The organism is Sedimentimonas flavescens, from assembly GCF_025154035.1.
GTDB classification, from domain to species: domain Bacteria; phylum Pseudomonadota; class Alphaproteobacteria; order Rhodobacterales; family Rhodobacteraceae; genus Rhodobacter; species Rhodobacter flavescens.
Window position 1 is genome coordinate 170,432 of the sequence record NZ_JAOALJ010000003.1, and the last position, 16,227, is coordinate 186,658.

14 protein-coding genes are annotated in these 16,227 nt (G+C 65.8%); 4 read left to right on the forward strand and 10 right to left on the reverse strand.

What is annotated here, in order from left to right; all coding sequences use genetic code 11:
- Positions 1-13 precede the first annotated feature (13 nt).
- A complete protein-coding gene (locus N3C64_RS07405) occupies positions 14-922 on the forward strand; it encodes a hypothetical protein (protein WP_260013560.1) in 909 nt (302 codons plus the stop codon).
- Positions 923-967: 45 nt separating this feature from the next.
- Here N3C64_RS07405 and trxA read toward each other — a convergent pair whose 3' ends face one another.
- From trxA to regB, 8 genes are all read right to left on the reverse strand, one after another.
- On the reverse strand, positions 968-1,285 hold the full coding sequence (gene trxA / locus N3C64_RS07410) for a thioredoxin (protein WP_218630040.1): 318 nt from the start codon (positions 1,283-1,285) through the stop codon (positions 968-970).
- Positions 1,286-1,341: 56 nt separating this feature from the next.
- The gene (gene addA / locus N3C64_RS07415; RefSeq protein ID WP_260013564.1) at positions 1,342-4,713 is read right to left on the reverse strand and encodes a double-strand break repair helicase AddA; all 3,372 of its coding nucleotides are present in this window, start codon (positions 4,711-4,713) and stop codon (positions 1,342-1,344) included.
- The gene (gene addB, locus N3C64_RS07420; RefSeq protein ID WP_260013566.1) at positions 4,710-7,640 is read right to left on the reverse strand and encodes a double-strand break repair protein AddB; all 2,931 of its coding nucleotides are present in this window, start codon (positions 7,638-7,640) and stop codon (positions 4,710-4,712) included. Before addB ends, addA begins: the two co-directional genes overlap by 4 nt.
- Positions 7,633-8,325, reverse strand: a complete 693-nt coding sequence (locus tag N3C64_RS07425) for a nucleotidyltransferase family protein (RefSeq protein WP_260013568.1) — start codon at positions 8,323-8,325, stop codon at positions 7,633-7,635. Before N3C64_RS07425 ends, addB begins: the two co-directional genes overlap by 8 nt.
- The gene (locus tag N3C64_RS07430) at positions 8,301-9,302 is read right to left on the reverse strand and encodes an aminoglycoside phosphotransferase family protein (protein ID WP_260013570.1); all 1,002 of its coding nucleotides are present in this window, start codon (positions 9,300-9,302) and stop codon (positions 8,301-8,303) included. Before N3C64_RS07430 ends, N3C64_RS07425 begins: the two co-directional genes overlap by 25 nt.
- Entirely contained in the window at positions 9,295-9,774 is a 480-nt protein-coding gene (tsaE, locus tag N3C64_RS07435) for a tRNA (adenosine(37)-N6)-threonylcarbamoyltransferase complex ATPase subunit type 1 TsaE (protein ID WP_260013576.1), read from the reverse strand. Before tsaE ends, N3C64_RS07430 begins: the two co-directional genes overlap by 8 nt.
- A gap of 42 nt (positions 9,775-9,816) precedes the next feature.
- Positions 9,817-11,346, reverse strand: coding sequence for a PAS-domain containing protein (locus N3C64_RS07440; RefSeq protein ID WP_260013579.1), 1,530 nt, complete (start codon positions 11,344-11,346; stop codon positions 9,817-9,819).
- A gap of 82 nt (positions 11,347-11,428) precedes the next feature.
- Entirely contained in the window at positions 11,429-12,814 is a 1,386-nt protein-coding gene (gene regB, locus N3C64_RS07445; RefSeq protein WP_260013581.1) for a sensor histidine kinase RegB, read from the reverse strand.
- 109 nt (positions 12,815-12,923) lie between these two features.
- Between regB and N3C64_RS07450 the strand changes: the two genes are divergently transcribed.
- The 3 genes from N3C64_RS07450 (at position 12,924) to N3C64_RS07460 (ending at position 14,568) form a co-directional block, all read left to right on the forward strand.
- Positions 12,924-13,559, forward strand: coding sequence for an SCO family protein (locus tag N3C64_RS07450; RefSeq protein WP_218630033.1), 636 nt, complete (start codon positions 12,924-12,926; stop codon positions 13,557-13,559).
- A 65-nt stretch (positions 13,560-13,624) separates the two neighbouring features.
- Complete coding sequence (locus N3C64_RS07455; protein ID WP_218630032.1) at positions 13,625-14,179, forward strand: ActR/PrrA/RegA family redox response regulator transcription factor; 555 nt, start codon at positions 13,625-13,627, stop codon at positions 14,177-14,179.
- 74 nt (positions 14,180-14,253) lie between these two features.
- The gene (locus N3C64_RS07460) at positions 14,254-14,568 is read left to right on the forward strand and encodes an H-NS histone family protein (RefSeq protein WP_218630031.1); all 315 of its coding nucleotides are present in this window, start codon (positions 14,254-14,256) and stop codon (positions 14,566-14,568) included.
- On the opposite strand, the gene N3C64_RS07465 is transcribed toward N3C64_RS07460, so the two are convergent.
- Entirely contained in the window at positions 14,569-15,447 is an 879-nt protein-coding gene (locus tag N3C64_RS07465; protein ID WP_260013587.1) for a LysR family transcriptional regulator, read from the reverse strand.
- Between the two features lie 181 nt (positions 15,448-15,628).
- Complete coding sequence (locus N3C64_RS07470) at positions 15,629-16,219, reverse strand: HD domain-containing protein (RefSeq protein ID WP_260013588.1); 591 nt, start codon at positions 16,217-16,219, stop codon at positions 15,629-15,631.
- Positions 16,220-16,227 lie beyond the last annotated feature (8 nt).

Genomic DNA, 16,227 nt, shown 5'->3' on the forward strand with positions numbered 1-16,227 from the left:
ATAACCTGCCGGCATGAGCACCGCGCCCCTCCTCTGGATCTATCTCGACGCGCCGACATTGGGTCGGGTCAGGGCGGGCCAGCACAATTTCCTTGCTCGTCTGATCGGCGCGGTTCAGGGCGCGGGCTGGCAGGTGAACCTGCGCGAAAGCACGCTGGCCGAGCGGCTGGCCGCGCCAGGGCGCGAGGGCTATGCGCTTTATCACATGGAAGAGCCCACGCATGACCGCGCGCTGACCTGTCGGCGGGCCTATGTGGGCGCCTTCTGGCGGATCGAGCGCGTCGCCGCCCGGTGGGATTGGCCCGTCGCCAAGGCGCGGTTTGAGCCTGAGACCGTCGATCCGGTCGCGGCCGCGCGCTTTGTCGATCACTGGAGAAACAGGCTCTATTCCAGCAAAAGTCTGCCCTCGGACGCGGGGTTTTGCTTCCTCCCGCTGCAAGGACGTTTGTTAGAGACCCGCAGCTTTCAGGCAATGAGCCCGGTCGCGATGATCAAGGAAACCCTTGCCCGCACCGATCTGCCGGTTCTGGCGACCCTGCATCCGAGGGAGAGCTACACAGCCGAGGAAATCACGGCGCTGGAGCGCCTCGCCGCGCGTCATCCGCGCCTGCGCATCGAGAAGGGCGGGTCGGACGCGGCACTGCGCAATTGCCGCTTTGTCGTCACGCAAAACAGCAGCCTCGCGTTTGAGGGCTATTTTCACCGCAAGCCCGCCGTCCTGTTTGCCCGGATCGATTTTCACCATATTGCGGGCTCGGTGCCGCGCGACGGGATCGATGTGGCTTTCGCCAGCCTCAAGACCCGGTCCGAGTTCGACCGCTACCTCTTCTGGTTCTTGCAAAAGCGCGCGCTGAACGCTGGCCGCCCCGAATTTGAAGCGGCGCTGCTCGGCCATCTGCGCAAGCGCGGCTGGCCGATATGAAAAGGGCGCCCGAAGGCGCCCGTTTCGCAAATTGTCGGTGTCGACTCAGATCGACGATTCGATCCAGGACTGAAGCGCGGCCTTCGGCGCGGCGCCAACCTTGTTCGAGACAACCTGGCCATCCTTGAACAGGAACAGCGCCGGAATGCCGCGAACACCCAGCATCGCCGGGCTGTCGGGGTTCTCGTCCACGTTGACCTTCACGATTTTTACCTTGCCGGCCAGTTCCTTGGACAGCTCTTCGAGCGAGGGACCGATCTGGCGGCAAGGGCCACACCATTCGGCCCAGAAATCAACGACGACGGGGATATCGGACTTGCGAACTTCCTGATCGAAGGTCGCATCGGTGACGGCGGTGGTCATGGGGCTTCTCCTGAAAGGTCGGTTGCGGGGGAAGGTAGGGCCCACCCCGCAGCCCGTCAAGATGCGGTGGCTGTGCGCAATGCCGCATCTAACTGTGCGGGGGGTAGCGGCATCAACAGCCCGCTCCGCGTCCAGAGGATCAGGCACTCGATTGGGTGCGCGGGGTAGATCTGGCGCAGCGCGGCGCGATAGGCGGCCATTTGGCGCAAGATGCCGAGCGGCACGTCGTCGGGGCTGCCCGGCACCACGGCATTCGACTTGTAATCAAGCACTCGCACGCATTCCGCCGTGATCACCAGCCGGTCGACGATGCCGTGGATCTGCTGCCCGTCGAGTTCCGGCAAGCGCGCGGTCAGATCAACCTCGGCCAAGGCCTCGGGCGCAAGGAAAGGGGCCATCTCCGGAAGCTGCAAGACATGGCGCGCGGCGGCCAGAATAGTATCTATTTCAGCACAATCCGCCGCATCTTCGCCTGTGGAAAGCAGGCTGTGCGCGATCTCGGACCAGCGATCCTCGGGCCAGCCGGGCAGGTGCTCCAGCAGGCTATGCAGCTGGCGCCCGTAGCGCTTGGCCTCTTCTTCGGGCAGGGCCGCATCGCCGGGCAGCGCCTTGGCGCCCCCCAGATCCGAGGGCGAGAGCGCCCGCGCCGCGCGCTCGGGCCGCGGGGCCGAGGTCGTAGCCCAAGCCGGAATGTCCGGCGCCTGCGCGGCGGTCGCGCTGGCGGTCGCGCCCGCCGCGGGCCAGTCGCCGTGGCTAAGCCTGCGGATCGAACCCAGATCGCGCACGTCCGGCGAGATTGCCTGGCTTTCTTGCGCACCCGCGCGCGAAAGGCCCTCGGCAACCAGCGAATACCAGCTATCGCCGCCAGTGCCGACCTCGCCCGCCGCGGCAACGATCAGCCATTTCTCGGCCCGCGTCAGCGCCACGTAAAGCAGGCGCATACGTTCTTCCTCGGCGCGGGCGACCTCATCAGCCTGCGCTTGCGCCAGCGCCTCGGGCATTTCCGCCTTCGCCGTGCTCCAGGCGCCGATCCGGTCGTTGAGCCGGTAGATCTCCGAGCCCTGCGGCGGTTTGCGCTTGGCCGTGTCGGGCAGGATGACGATCGGCGCCTCAAGCCCTTTGGCGCCATGCACGGTCATCACCCGGATCGCGCGGCCGCCGCCCTCAAGCTGGCGCTTGACCTCGATATCCTCGGCATCGAGCCAGCCGAGGAAGCCGGTGAGGCTTGGCACCTCCATATGCTCGAAGGCCAGCGCCTGCGAGATCAACTCGTCGATGCCGTCCTCCGCCTCGATCCCGAGCCGCGCGATCAGCCGCTGGCGGCCGCCATGGCGGGTCAACAGGCGCTCGATCAGGTCGAAGGGGCGCAGGAAGTCGGTGTGATCGCGCAGGTCTTGCAGCACCTCGACGGTATGCCGGGCGATGTCGCTGTTGCGCAGCGCCTCCCACAGGTAGCCCTTGCGGGGCTGCGCAAGGCGGTAGAGCATCGCCTCGCTCCAGCCGAAAAGCGGCGATTTCAGAGCCTCCGCCAGCGCGAGATCGTCTTCGGGCGTGGCCAGGAAGGCCAGCGTCGCACGGATATCCTTGACAGCGAGTTCCGCGCCAAGCTTGAGCCGATCGACCCCCGCAACCGCCAAGCCAGCGGCCTTGCAGGCGCGGATGATCTCGGCAAACAGCGCCGAGCGGCGCTGCACCAGGATCAGGAAATCACCCTCATGCACGGGGCGGGGCGCGGGGGTGCCGGGGATTTGCGTGCCTGCGTCGATCATCGCGCGGATCTCGGCCGCGATGGCGCGTGCCAGCACCAGCGGCGCATCGCTGGCGCCGCGCTGATCCACCGGGTCTTCCCAATGGCCATCCTCGGGCTTTTCGGGCTTTTCGACGGGCGGCCACAGATCGACGCGCCCGGGCAGCAGGTTGTGGAAGGCGATGTGTTCGGGCGCGCCGCCAAGGCCCTGCGCGGCACCTGCAAAGGTCAGGTCTGTCAGCCGCAGAACCGCCTCGGAAGAGCGGAACGAGTGCAGCAGTGCGGTTTCCTGCAAGGGGCGCGAAACGGCTGCGAACTTCGCTGAAAAGTGGCTCTGCATCGCCTCAAAACGCCGCAAATCCGCGCCCTGGAATGAATATATCGACTGCTTGCGATCGCCGACGACAAAGATCGTGCGCTGCACGCCGCGCGCGCCTTCGCCGGCGGTGAACTCGTCGGTCAGGCGCTCGATGACGATCCATTGCTCGGGGCTCGTGTCCTGCGCCTCATCAACAAGGATATGGTCGATCCCGCCATCGAGACGAAACAGGACCCACTGTGCGACCGAGGGGGTGGACAGCAGATGCGCCGCTCGTTCGATCAGGTCGTCGAAATCAAGCCAACCCTGCGCGGCCTTGCGCGCGGCCATGCGCGGCAGGAAGGCGCGGGCGAAGCGGTGCAGGGCCAGGGTGCGATCGGCCGCGGCAAGGGCAAGTCGGCGCGGTCGGGCATCGGCCACGCGCTCCATCAGGGCGCTCAGTCCGCTCATAAAGGGGGCGGCGGGGCCTTCGCGCAGCGCTTTCGTGGGGATCGAGCCGATCTTGGGCCGGGTGGCGTTAGGCCCGCTGCCGAACAGCAGGGCGGATTCGAGCTTTATCAGGGCCTCAAGCGTCAACTCTTCGATCCCGGCGAAGACGGTGCCTAGCTTGATATCACTCGGGCTGCTGGCCAAAAGGATCGGTGCGAGGTCATGCAGCAGCCTCAGATCGCCCGGCCCGAACACATCGTCGAGCAACTGCGTGATGGTGTAATCGGGCGGCAGGCCGAAGACCTCAAGCGCCGCCGAATGGTCGAAATCAGCCGGAAAAGCGTGTCTATTACGGCTGATATCGTTGATCAGCTTGGTCAGATCGTCACCCGAGAAATACCGCGCCAGCCCGTCGAAGGCCGCGCGGTCCTCGCCCCCGGCGATCTCTTCGAGGATATCATGGCGCAGCACGGCCGCCGTGCGGTCATCCATCTCGCGAAAACCGTGGGCAACGCCGGCCTCCAGCGGAAAGCGCCGCAGCAGAGCCGCGCAGAACGAGTGGATCGTCTGGATCTTCAAGCCGCCCGGCGTCTCGATCGCCTGCGCGAACAGGCGTCGCGCGCGGCCAAGGCGTTCGGGGCTGATCTCGCCCTCTTCGCCCAGTTTGCGCAACTCGGCGCGCAACTCGGCATCGCCTAGCATCGCCCAGGAGCCGAGGCGCTTGAGCAAGCGGTTCTGCATCTCGGCGGCGGCGGCCTTGGTGTAGGTCAGGCAAAGCACCTTTTGCGGCTCTGTTCCGCCTAAAAGCAGACGTGCGACGCGGTCTGTCAGCACTTTGGTCTTGCCCGATCCGGCATTGGCCGAGAGCCAGGTCGATGCTACCGGGTTCGCCGCCGCGATCTGGCGCTGCGTGGCCTGGTCGGGGGCGCTCATTCCAGATCCTCCGGTGTCGGGTCGTCGCTCATCTCCCACTCGCCAAAGCGCGAGAGGTGGTCGTAATCGCTGGCGTCGGTCGATTTCTGTAAGGCGCGGCGGGCCGAGTAGCCCTGCTCCGGCGTCAGGTAGCGCGCGATCAGAGTCTCAAACTTGTCCCAGACCTCATCAAGGGTCTCCTTGGGCTTGATGTCGCGCGTCTCGCCATCGCCGCCAAGCCGGATATAGGTCATCCCCGCCACCCCGGCAGGCCCGAGCGCGTCAAACCCGCCGCGTTCGACCATCGCGGCTTCCAGCAGCATCTGCTTGTCGAAATGCAGCACGGCATCGTCGCTGGGGGGCTTGCCCGATTTATAATCGTAGATCTGCGCCCGCCCGTCTTCGAGAATGTCGATCCGGTCGGGTTTGGCGGTAAGGGTGAAAAGGCTAGTTTGCAGCGGAACAGAGCCTTTTTTCTCAATCACGGCGGGGGTGCCGCGCTGCATCCGCTCGGCCTCGTCGCGCAGGAACTTGCGGGCGATGCGCGCGATCCGGCCAAGCCAGAGGCGTTGCACACTGGGCCAGGGGATCTCGCTTTCCATCACGCTTTGCGAAATCTGCATCAGGCGGGCCTCGGCGGCTTCGGGCGGCTCGTTGTCCGTGCGCTCGCGGATGAACCGCTCGACGATCAGGTGCAGCACCTGCCCGCGCAGGCGCGGGTCGGGTGCGGGGCGCATCGGGTCAAGCGGGCGCAGGCGGAGGATACGCCCGGCGTAGATCGCGTAAGGGTCGCGGATCAGGCTGCGGATCGCGGTGACGGGCAGCTCGCGCGGGCGCGCGGCGACCGGCGGGCGGGGAGAGGGGCGCGGTGCGGGCGGGATCGGTTCGCGCGGTGTTTCCACCGCCTCGGCGAGGTCCAGCCAGTGTTTGCCGCGCGCCTCCATCGCGGCCAGCGCCTCGGGGCCGTGTTGCGCGGGTAGCCCGCCCAGAAGGTTGGTCAGACGGTTCAGCCAGCGCGAGGGCACCGTCTCGGCTTCGGCATCGCGGCGGGCGCGGCTGATCACCACGCGCCGCGCACCCATTGCTTGCTGGAAGTCATGCGCCGACAGGCCAATCTGCCGTTCAGGCAATAACAGACCCGATTCCAGCCGCATCCGGCGACTCAGCCAAGGGTCCGGCGCGGGCGTTTCGGGCCAGCTTCCTTCGTTCAGCCCGGCCAGGATCATCAGATCCGCCGCATGGGCGCGGGCCTCGAGCGTGCCGAGAATAGCGATGCCGGGATGCGCCGCACCGGTCTGACGCACCATACCCCGTTGCAAGAGGCGGCTGATCAGATCGGCATAATCGCCGGCCGAGTAATCCCCGGCATGGGTGGCCTCGGAGGACAGCTCATTCATCGTGCGCAGGCAGGCCATCCCCGCGTCACCCCCCCAAAGGCCCGATGCCTCGACCGCTCCGCCCGGGCCCGCCGCAAAGGCAGTAGCGAAGCGCAAATGTGTCTCTATACAGGCAGAAAGCACCATCTTTGGCGCCTCTTCCAGCCCGGCAATCGCGCCCGCAAGCCAGTCGGCCCATTGCTGCTGCGCGATATCTCCGCGCAGACCCCAGGCGCGCAGGGCGTCGCCATCGGGGAAGGCAGGGCCGTAGCGGCGCAGGCGCAGTTCCAGCTCGCGCGTGTAACGCAAGTGGTTGCCGCGCTCGGTCGAGCCGGTCGCCGTCAGCGGGTGCTTGAGCAGGATGAGCAGCGACTCCAACGTCAGGCGGCGCCCGCGCATGGTCGCGATATGGCGCAGGAAGCGCCCCGGCGCGGTGTGATGCAGCGGCGCCCCCGCGCTGTCGTCGGGGATGATGCCCCAACGGCCGAGTGCTGCGGTGACGCGGCGGCTCAGCATCCGGTCGGGGGTGATCAGCGCGGCTTTCGTGCCGGTTTCGGCGGCTTCGCGCAGGATCAGGGCGATGGCATTGGCCTCGCGCCGCGGATCGGGCGCGGCGATCAGGGTCATTCCCTCGCAGGCGGGGTGCAGATCGCCCAAGGTGGGGCCATCGCTGAGCCACTGATCGGTGACCGGTGCGGGCCGCAACGCCAGCGACAGGAGCGCGTTGCGCTCGGGTGCCGGAGGCGCGGCCTTGGTCCAGCGCGCGACCTGGTCGCGCGGCAGATTCAGGCTTTGCAGCAGCGCATGGAAGCGGAATTGGGGGTGATCCTCGATCGGAACATCGCCGGAATAGAGACTATTCCAGCTATTTTCAGGCATATCGAAGTCAAACCCCGGCAGGACGATCATCCCCTTGGGCAGTCGCGCCACGGCCCGCAGCAACAACGCCGTAGTCCCGCGTGAGCCGGTCGAGCCTGCCACGATGACCGGATCCTGGGGCGGATCGATGGGCCAGCTGCGCTCCAGCGCCTCGATCACGCGGCGCTGGCGGGCATCGGCATCGGGGATGGTTTCATCCTCGAAAAACCGGGTGACGATGCGGATGAAGGCCAGCGCGTGGCGCCAGTGCTCGGCATGGGTTTCGGCGATTTCGACCTGATCGAAGCGGTCGGGGGTGACGCCTTCGTTATGCATCTCGGCCATCAGATCGGCGAGGCTGTCGGCAAGGCTGAAGATGCCCGAGCCCGCCTCGAACCCCGGCAGGTGCGCGACCATACGCGCGACCAGTTGCGCCAGTTCCAACCGCCGCCGGAGCGAGGGCACCGCAGGCGGAAGCCCTGCCAGCGGATCGCGCCCGAGGTCGGTGACGAGCCGCAGGCGTGGCAGCAGCCGCGCGCCGTGGCGGTCGAATTCCTCGCGGACGCGGCGCTGCATCCGCCCGGTGTTCACAATTAGCTGCACGCGGGCCATGGCCTCGGGCGGCTGGCCCTCCATCCGCGCGATGAGGCCCTGTACCAACTCCCGTGCGAAATCGACGCCGGGGGGCAGGGCGAAGACGGTGCCCTCAGCCATCGGCCTGCTCCAGCATGGCTTCGGCCAGAGGGATGCTTTCGGGGCGGCCAACGTCACACCAGCCGCCCTGATGCAGCACGCCATAAGCGCGCCCCTCGGCGATCATGCGATCCCAGAGCCGGTTGAGCGAGAAGGCAGCCTCCGAAATCGTCTCTATTCCAGCGGGATTGAGGATCTGCGCACCGGTATAGACATAGGGACCGCCGCGCGAGATCCGCCCTTCGGCATCCAGCGCGAAGTCGCCCGTGCCGCGATGACCGACGGCCTTTTCCGCCGGGATCAGCGCCAGAAGTGCCGACATCCGCGCCCCGTCCCACTGGCTGCGCAGGGTCGAGATGACGTTCGGCCCGTTCCAGACCGCATCGGTGTTGAGTGTGAAAACCGGCCCCTGACCCAGAAGTGGCAGCGCCTTGCGCAGCCCGCCGCCGGTTTCAAGGATCGCCTCGGTCTCATCCGAGATCAGCACATCACGACCGGCCAAGTGGCGCACGACCTGATCGCCGAAGTAATGCACATTGGCCACGACGCGCGCCATCCCGGCCGCGCGTGTCAGGTCAAGCGCGTGATCAATGAGCGCCTTGCCCGCCACCGGGATCAGCGGCTTGGGGCGGTTCGCAGTCAGCGCGCCCATGCGCGTGCCGAATCCGGCCGCGAACAGCATCAATGCATCGGGCGTTGTGCGCATTGCTCCTTGATCCTTTGCATCAGGTCGGGCGTGGGGGCAGGGAAGGCGGCGCGGACGGTGCGGGCGACGTCTTCCAGGGCCGGGTGGGTCAGGTTGCGCGCTATATGCGCCCAGGTGCGGGGCATCAGATCGACGTAATGCGCCTTGCCCATGGCCATGCAGAGCCGCGCGAAGACGCCTATGATCCGCAGCCCGCGTTGCGCGCCAAGCAGGGCATAGAGCGCCTCGAACCGAGGCAAATCGATGGTGGCGGCCTCGGCATAGCGGCGGCGCTCGCGCGCTTCGGTCTCGGGCGAGACATCGCGCCGCGCGTCTTGCAGCGCCGAGACGAGATCATAGGCCGGATGCGCGGCCACGGCGTCCTGAAAGTCGAGCAGCCCAAGCCGCGCGGCCCCTTGGCGGTCGGGCAGCCAGAGCGCGTTTTCGGCGTGGAAGTCGCGCAGGCAGGTGACCGGGGCCTCACGATTCAGCGCCGCGTAGTGCTGCGCGATCAGGTCGGGCAGGGCCTCGGCCGCGTCGCGCGAGCGCACCGGATACCATTCCGGCGTCAGGCGCAGCAGTTCGGCCAGTGCGGGGCCATCGAGCGGGGCGAGGAAATCGGGCGGAAGCAGGCGGTGGAGGGCCAGAAGAAAGCCGGTGATCTCGGCGTAAAGCGCACCCTCGCGCGCGGGGTCTTGCGCGACCAGGCGCGAGATCAGCGCATCGCCCAAGTCTTCAAGCAGCAGTAGACCCTGTTCCGGCGCTTCTACCAGAATCTCAGGGGCGGAAAACCCATTTTGCCGCAGCCAGCGTGCCATGCGCAGGAAACGCATCACCTCATCCCCCGGAGGGGCATCCATCAGCACGGCACGCGCTGTGCCCTGCGTCAGCCGTTCATAGCGCCGGGCCGAGGCATCGCCCGCAAGCGGTGCCCGCTGTGCCTGCCCCCACCCGGCCTGCACCAGAAAGCGCGTGATTTGTGCGGCGCGATCAGGCATCGCGCAGATCCGTCAGGCGCTCGGCCCAGTCGGCATCGCCAAGGAAGCTCACGCAGCGCGAGGCCCCGGCATCGGTCAGCTCGAAGCGCAGGGTCAGGGCCTTGCGCGGTGCCAGCTCGGCCAGCCGGTCGGGCCATTCGATCAGGCAGATCGCGGTGTCGAAGGCCTCCTCGAGCCCCAGTTCGATTGCCTCGTCGGGATGGGTAAGCCGGTAAAGGTCGGCGTGCCAGATCTCGGGCGCGGCATCATAGACCTGCACCAGCGTGAACGTGGGCGAGGGGATATCCTCGCTCCGGTCCAGCGCGGCAAGACGGGTCTGGATCAGGCTGCGGGCGAAATGGGTCTTGCCCGCGCCGATCTGGCCTTCAAGCAGCAGCACATCGCCGGGCCGGACAAGCTGCGCCATCCGCTGACCCAGACGGGCGGTGGCATCGGCGTCGGGCAGGGGCAGGCGAAACAGCAAATCGGGCATGGCGGCAGTTTTACCCTGCCCGGTAGCTGCCGCAAGCCCGTATCACGGCATGGTGGCCTCCTGGGGTGCGGCGGCCACCATGGCGGGGGTAAAGCTGACCAGTGTTGCACCCCCGCTCATCGGGGCAACGCGCCAGCGCAGGGTCTGACCACCATGCATCTGCGCCAAGCCTTCGACCGCTTCCCCGCGCCCGCCCTGCGCGGTGCGATTGCGTATGGCCGTGCTAAGCCCCTCAATCTCGCACTGCGCGCGCCATTGGCCAAGCGAGTCCTGCATCGTCAAGATGCCGAGCGTGGCCTCCGGCTCGACCCCCCAAAGCACGCCATAGGCGGCGTTCGACAACGCCAACTCGCCCGAGGGCAGGAACACCGCGAGCGCATCAGGCATCAGGTCAAGCGCCTCCTGCCCCATCTCAAGCTCGGCGCGGAAGCGGCGGGTCAGGCCGATCTCAGAGGTGATATCCTCGAACAGGAAGGCCACGGCGCCATCGGGATGCGGTCGCCCGGTCACGCGGTAGGTTTGACCATTGGGCAGCGACCATGTCTCGGTATGGTATCCGGCGGCCGAGGCCTGTTCGAGCGCGCTCATCTGCTGGCGCCAGCTGGCATAGTCGCGTGGCTCGGGCATCATGCGGGCCTCGCGCAGCCGGTCGAGGAAGGCGTAAAGCGTGGGTCGGGCCGAGAGGAACTGCGGCGTCAGATGCGTCAGATCAAGCAGCGCGGGGTTGAACATCTGCAACTGGCGCTGGCGGTCGAAGATCGCAAGGCCGATGGGCAGGTCGGCGAAGGTCTTGGTCAGCGTCTGGACGAATTCGCGCAGGCTGGTCTCTGCGCGTACGGTGGCATCGGCGGGCAGGGCGAAATGCAGTGCCTCGCGCCCGAGAGCGTGGCTGTGGCAGTCGAACCAATGGCCGTCAATGATGCTGCGCAGCCGGGCGGGGTTCGAGACCGGGCTGCCCGGCGTTTCGAACAGCCGGGGCAGGGGCCACGCCAGCGCGTCCAGCACACCCGCCTGCTGCGCATAGGCGCGGTTGGCCCAGATGACTGCCCCGCCTGCATCCTCACGCCAGATCGGGCAGGGCGCGTGATCAAGCGTCTGGCGCAGCTGATCGAGTTCCAGCCCCTGCGCGCGATGTGACAACCCGTCAACCATCACGCCAGCCCCTTCGGCCGCGGGATCGGCCAGGGTGATGCGGGCAAGGCCGTTCACATCCTCGGCGGTCAGGCGCAGCGCATCTTCGCCGTCGCGCCCGGTCAACTCGATCCGCCCGCGCTGCGCCAGTTGCGCGAGGCTTTGGGTGAAATCGTCGAAGCGGGGCGCAAGGAAGGCCGACAGCCGCGCCCATTCATTTTGCCCGGTGGCGGCGCCGTCAAGCAGCGCGCGGGCCGGAGCGGTGGCATCGACAAGCCGGTGCTCGTCAAACAGGAAGACGACGGGTTCCAGATGGCCCTCGGTCGGCGCCAACCCGGCGGGTCTGCGCGGCGCCAGAACGCTGAGCCCAAACAGGGCCAGAAAGGCCGCACCGACCGAGGTTACCACGATGACCAGTGCCTGCATCCACTCGAACTGCATCCGCGCGCCCTTCCGCCCCGTATCCGGCGGAGTTTCGCGAGAGAATGGTTAACAGCCGGTTAATCCGTAGGAAAACCGAGCCTCACGCGGTGATCGGCTGGTTCTCTCCAAGCCCGGTGCCATCCTCAATCACAAGACGCGCGAGCGGCCAGCTGACCTCGACCATGGCACCCGAGCGGGTCGCGTGGCTGACCTCGGGGATGAAGGATTCGGGGCCGTTGCTGAAGCGCAGATGGGCGCCGGTGCGCTCAAGCAGCGTCTTGGCGATGAAGAGGCCAAGGCCCATGCCCTCGTATTCCGGGCGCTGGCTCCGGTCGCCCGAACGGTTTTGCAGGAACGGATCCCCGATCCGGTTTTTTACGCCCGGCGCATAGCCGCGCCCGTCGTCGGTGATCCGCACGAGGATTGTCTGGTCGGTCCATTCGGCCTCGACCCAGACGGTGCTGCGCGCGAAATCCACGGCGTTCTGCACCAGGTTGCGCAGGGCGTGGATCACCTCGGGGTAGCGGTAGACGGTTGGCTGGCGTTCGGCGCCGGCTTCGCCGGGGTTCACGTCAAACAGGATCTCTTTGCCGCGATCGAGATGCGGCTCTGCCGCCTCGCGCAACACGGCCAGAACCGGGGCCGAGCGCAGGTGCAGATCGTCTTTGCCCGCCCGACCCATCGAGCGCAGAATATCGCGGCAGCGGTCGGCCTGTTCGCGGATCAGGATGGCGTCGCTATGCAGATCGGGGCTGTCCGTCAGCTCATCGGCAAGCTCGGAGGACACCAGCTTGATCGTCGCCAGCGGTGTGCCCAGTTCATGCGCTGCCGCCGCGACAACCCCGCCCAGATCGGTCAGTTTCTGCTCGCGCGCCAGCGCAAGCTGCGTGGCCAGCAGAGCATCGCTCATCGAGTGGATCTCGCTCGAGATGCGATGGGCATAGGCGCCCAGAAAGACGACGCCAATCACGATGGCGACCCAGAAGCCGAACTCGACGACACTGGGCATCTCGATCATGGTGCCGTCGCGGGTGATCAGCGGCAGGTGGAACTGGCTGACGATCGAGATGATCAGGATCGTCGCGATCCCGAGCAGGATTGTCGGGCGCCGTTCAAGCGCGGTGGCGGCGATGGTGACTGGCACGAGGATCAGCAGCGCGAAGGGGTTGTTCAGCCCGCCCGTGAGCGCCAGCAACAGGCCAAGCTGCGCGGTATCAAAGAGCAGCGTCGCGGTCACCTCGGCCTGGCTGAGGCGGCGGCTGTGCGGGAACAGGAAGATCGCCACGATATTGGCCGCGACCGCCGCGCCCACCGTTGCCAGCGCTAGCGGCAGATCCAGCGCGATATCATAGCAGCACCAGCCCACGAAGATCGCGCCGAGCTGCCCGATGATCGCGGTCCAGCGCAGAAAGATCAGCGTGCGCAGGCGAACCCAGTCGTGATGCGCCTCGGCGAATTGCGCGCCTGCTTCAAGCCGTTCCGCCATTCTGCCCCCGATCGACCCAAAGATGGGTCTGGTTGTCACATTTTATCCCGCCTAACTTGATAGTAGGGTGCGCCCAAGCGATCAATGCAGGACAAGGAACGAACTACCCATGGCACTTACTCCGCGCTTCGCCGCCATTCTGGCCTCGGCCGCCGTCGTCGCCGGTCTTGGCGCAACCGTGCTGTTCACGCAGGGCGGCGATGAGGATATTTTCGCCCAGTGCCGTCGTGGCGTGGTGGGCGGGACGGGCCAATTGGGCGGGCCGTTCACGCTGGTTTCGGAAACCGGCGCGACGGTTACCGACAAGGATGTCTTCACCAAACCGAGCCTGCTTTACTTCGGCTATACCTATTGCCCCGACGTCTGCCCGCTGGACAGCTCGCGCAATGCCGAAGCGGTCACCCTTCTTGATGAGCGCGGCTATGACGTGACGCCGGTATTCGTTTCGGTCGATTCCGAGCGCGACACGCCCGAGCTTCTGACCGAGTTCACCGAGATTATGCATCCGAAGATGTTGGGCCTGTCCGGCTCGGCCGAGCAGATCGCGGTCGCTTCCAAAGCCTATCGGACCTATTTCAAGGTTCAGAACCCCGGCGACCCCTATACTCTGATCGACCATTCGACCCAGACCTATCTGGTGTTCCCCGAAATCGGTTTCGTCGAATTCTTCAATCGTGACACGACGCCCGAGCAAATGGCGGAGCAGGTTTCCTGTTTCGTCGATGCATGGAAAAACTCCCAGTAACATAAAGGGAATTTGACCAGACGGTTCCGACCGCCTAAGACTTTCGGAACGCATGGGGAGAGCACATGGCCGACGATCAATTTGCCGAACTCGGGTCTGACCGCACGCTTTTGCTGGTGGATGACGACGTTCCCTTCCTGTCCCGCCTCGCGCGCGCCATGGAGAAACGCGGCTTTCAGACCGAAACGGCCGAGACGGTTTCGGCGGGCAAGGCCATCGCGCAAAGCCGCCCCCCGGCTTATGCAGTCGTGGATCTGCGGCTGGAGGACGGCAATGGCCTCGACGTGGTCGAGGCGCTGCGCGAGCGGCGCCCCGATGCGCGGATCGTCGTGCTGACCGGCTATGGCGCCATCGCCACCGCCGTGGCGGCGGTGAAAATGGGCGCGACCGATTATCTGTCGAAACCCGCGGACGCCAACGATATTACCAATGCGCTGCTGGCAAAGGGGGAAACCCTGCCGCCCCCGCCCGAAAATCCGATGAGCGCGGATCGCGTGCGTTGGGAACATATTCAGCGCGTTTACGAGCTTTGCGACCGCAATGTTTCGGAAACCGCGCGGCGTCTGAATATGCACCGCCGGACGCTTCAGCGTATTCTGGCCAAGCGCAGCCCGCGTTAATTAAGCTGACAAAAGTACAATTGGCCTTTTCGGGCATTAAATGGTTATCTCTGAAAAACATTTCAGGGAAGATCATGGATATCAAACTCGACGACCTCTCGATGAACGAACTCAAGGCGCTGCGCGCCAAGGTGGATCGTGCGATTGCCTCTTTCGAAGAGCGCAAGAAAAACGAAGCCCTGGCCGAGCTGGAAGAAGCCGCGAAGAAAATGGGTTTTACCCTCGCGGAACTGACCGGGGTTTCAGTTGCGAAAACCCGCAAGCCCGTCGCGCCCAAATATGCCAACCCGGCCGATCCTTCGCAAACCTGGACCGGGCGCGGGCGCAAACCGCAATGGGTGCAGGCCGCACTCGATGCCGGTAAATCGCTTGAAGATCTGGCGATCTGATCAGACCTGCGATCTGAGCCAGTCGATCAGCGTTCGGGCCGCCGGGCTTATTGGCCCCGGCGGCCTGACCACATAATACCCCAGGCTTTCGTCATTCATCTCGTGGATTTTCACGAGCCAGCCGTTCTCGAGATCTTCCTCGATCAGCGCCTCGGTTTCGAGATGCAAGCCAATTCCCTCGCGCGCGGCGGACAGCGCCAATTCCTCATTCGGGAAATCGGTGAATTTCAGCGCGGCGGGTTTTAGCCCGATGGATTCCAGCAATTGCATCAGCTCGGGCCAGCCGCGCTCGCGGATCCAGGGCATCATCGACATTTCCCGCAGCGAGAGCTTCGAGCGCCCGTTCAGCAATTCCGGCGCGGCCACCACCACCTGCGGCGCGGCGGTCAGATATTCCGAGACCACACCGGGCCAGCGTCCGGTGCCAAAGCGGATGCCGAGGCTTGCGCCCACCTCGCGCAGCTCGACATTGCGCGGGTCGGGCAGCAGCGACAGCGCGATCTCGGGGTGGGCCTTCCAGAACTTGGCAAGACGCGGCATCAGCCACTCGGCCGCGAAGGTCGGCGGCAGGGTGATGGTCAGCGGCTTGTCGGTCTTCTGGCTTTGCAGTGCTTCAAGCGTCGACTGAATCTGCCCGAAGCCATCCTCAAGCGCGGCGGCCAGGCGTTCGCCCTCGGGCGTGAGGTTCAGGTTGCGCCCCTCGCGCCACACGAGGCTCAGCCCGAGGTCGGATTCCAGCGCACGCACCTGCTGGGCGATGGCCGCATGAGTCACGTTCAGCCGCCGCGCAGCCGCGCTGAATCCCCCCTCGCGTGCGGTCGCCGCGAAGGCGCGCAACGAGGTCAGGGCCGGCATCTTTCTCCAGTCGATTTCGCTCATATGTAAATTTATCTAACAGATGATGAAAAATTCCTGACTCGCAAATCACCGCAAGTCAATGCAAATAAGGGGCATGACCATAACAAAGGAGATCAGAAAATGATCCGGATTCTTGCAGATGTGCTCACTCTTGCCATGGGTGGCCAGGCGCAGCGTGCGCCGCGGAACCGCGTCCAGAAATTCACGCGGTGATTTCGGCAAGCAACTCTGTGTGGCGCGCGGTATAGGCCGCGCGCACCTCGGCGGGCGGACGCAGGCGGATCGTCAGCCCCCGGATGACCGAAGCATCGGTCTTTCCGAACAACCTATCCGCCTCAGCCTTGGAAAACCCTGCGATCTGCTCGGCCTCCAGCCGGGCCGAGATCAGGTCGGCCACCTTGATCGCCTTCTTGATGGGGGCGGGCAGGGTGGCGGGCAGGCCAAAGCGCAGATGAACCGCAGCCGTCAGCCGCGTGTCGAGTTCGTTATACCCTTTCCCGATCGCGGCCTTCACCGGGCTGATCATGTCGCCCAGAACATATTCGGGTGCGTCGTGCAGCAGCGCGGCCAGACGCCAGCGCGCGCCGATGCCAGGGTTCTGGCGGGCGAAGATCTCTTCGACCAGTAGCGAGTGCTCGGCCACCGAATAGGCGAAATCGCCAAGTGTCTGCCCGTTCCAGCGCGCAACGAAGGCCAGCCCATGCGCGATGTCCTCGATCTCGATATCGAGCGGCGTCGGGTCCAGCAGGTCAAGCCTGCGCCCCGAGAGCATCCTTTGCCATGCGCGTGCCATCGCGGCCC

Coding starts and splice junctions, on each gene's coding strand:
- N3C64_RS07405 (WP_260013560.1), top strand. CDS start 14: ATGAGCACCGCGCCCCTCCTCTGGATCTATCTCGACGCGCCGACATTG.
- N3C64_RS07470 (WP_260013588.1), bottom strand. CDS start 16,219: ATGGCACGCGCATGGCAAAGGATGCTCTCGGGGCGCAGGCTTGACCTG.
- N3C64_RS07440 (WP_260013579.1), bottom strand. CDS start 11,346: ATGCAGTTCGAGTGGATGCAGGCACTGGTCATCGTGGTAACCTCGGTC.
- trxA (WP_218630040.1), bottom strand. CDS start 1,285: ATGACCACCGCCGTCACCGATGCGACCTTCGATCAGGAAGTTCGCAAG.
- N3C64_RS07460 (WP_218630031.1), top strand. CDS start 14,254: ATGGATATCAAACTCGACGACCTCTCGATGAACGAACTCAAGGCGCTG.
- N3C64_RS07425 (WP_260013568.1), bottom strand. CDS start 8,325: ATGCGCACAACGCCCGATGCATTGATGCTGTTCGCGGCCGGATTCGGC.
- N3C64_RS07455 (WP_218630032.1), top strand. CDS start 13,625: ATGGCCGACGATCAATTTGCCGAACTCGGGTCTGACCGCACGCTTTTG.
- addA (WP_260013564.1), bottom strand. CDS start 4,713: ATGAGCGCCCCCGACCAGGCCACGCAGCGCCAGATCGCGGCGGCGAAC.
- regB (WP_260013581.1), bottom strand. CDS start 12,814: ATGGCGGAACGGCTTGAAGCAGGCGCGCAATTCGCCGAGGCGCATCAC.
- N3C64_RS07465 (WP_260013587.1), bottom strand. CDS start 15,447: ATGAGCGAAATCGACTGGAGAAAGATGCCGGCCCTGACCTCGTTGCGC.
- N3C64_RS07450 (WP_218630033.1), top strand. CDS start 12,924: ATGGCACTTACTCCGCGCTTCGCCGCCATTCTGGCCTCGGCCGCCGTC.
- N3C64_RS07430 (WP_260013570.1), bottom strand. CDS start 9,302: ATGCCTGATCGCGCCGCACAAATCACGCGCTTTCTGGTGCAGGCCGGG.
- tsaE (WP_260013576.1), bottom strand. CDS start 9,774: ATGCCCGATTTGCTGTTTCGCCTGCCCCTGCCCGACGCCGATGCCACC.
- addB (WP_260013566.1), bottom strand. CDS start 7,640: ATGGCTGAGGGCACCGTCTTCGCCCTGCCCCCCGGCGTCGATTTCGCA.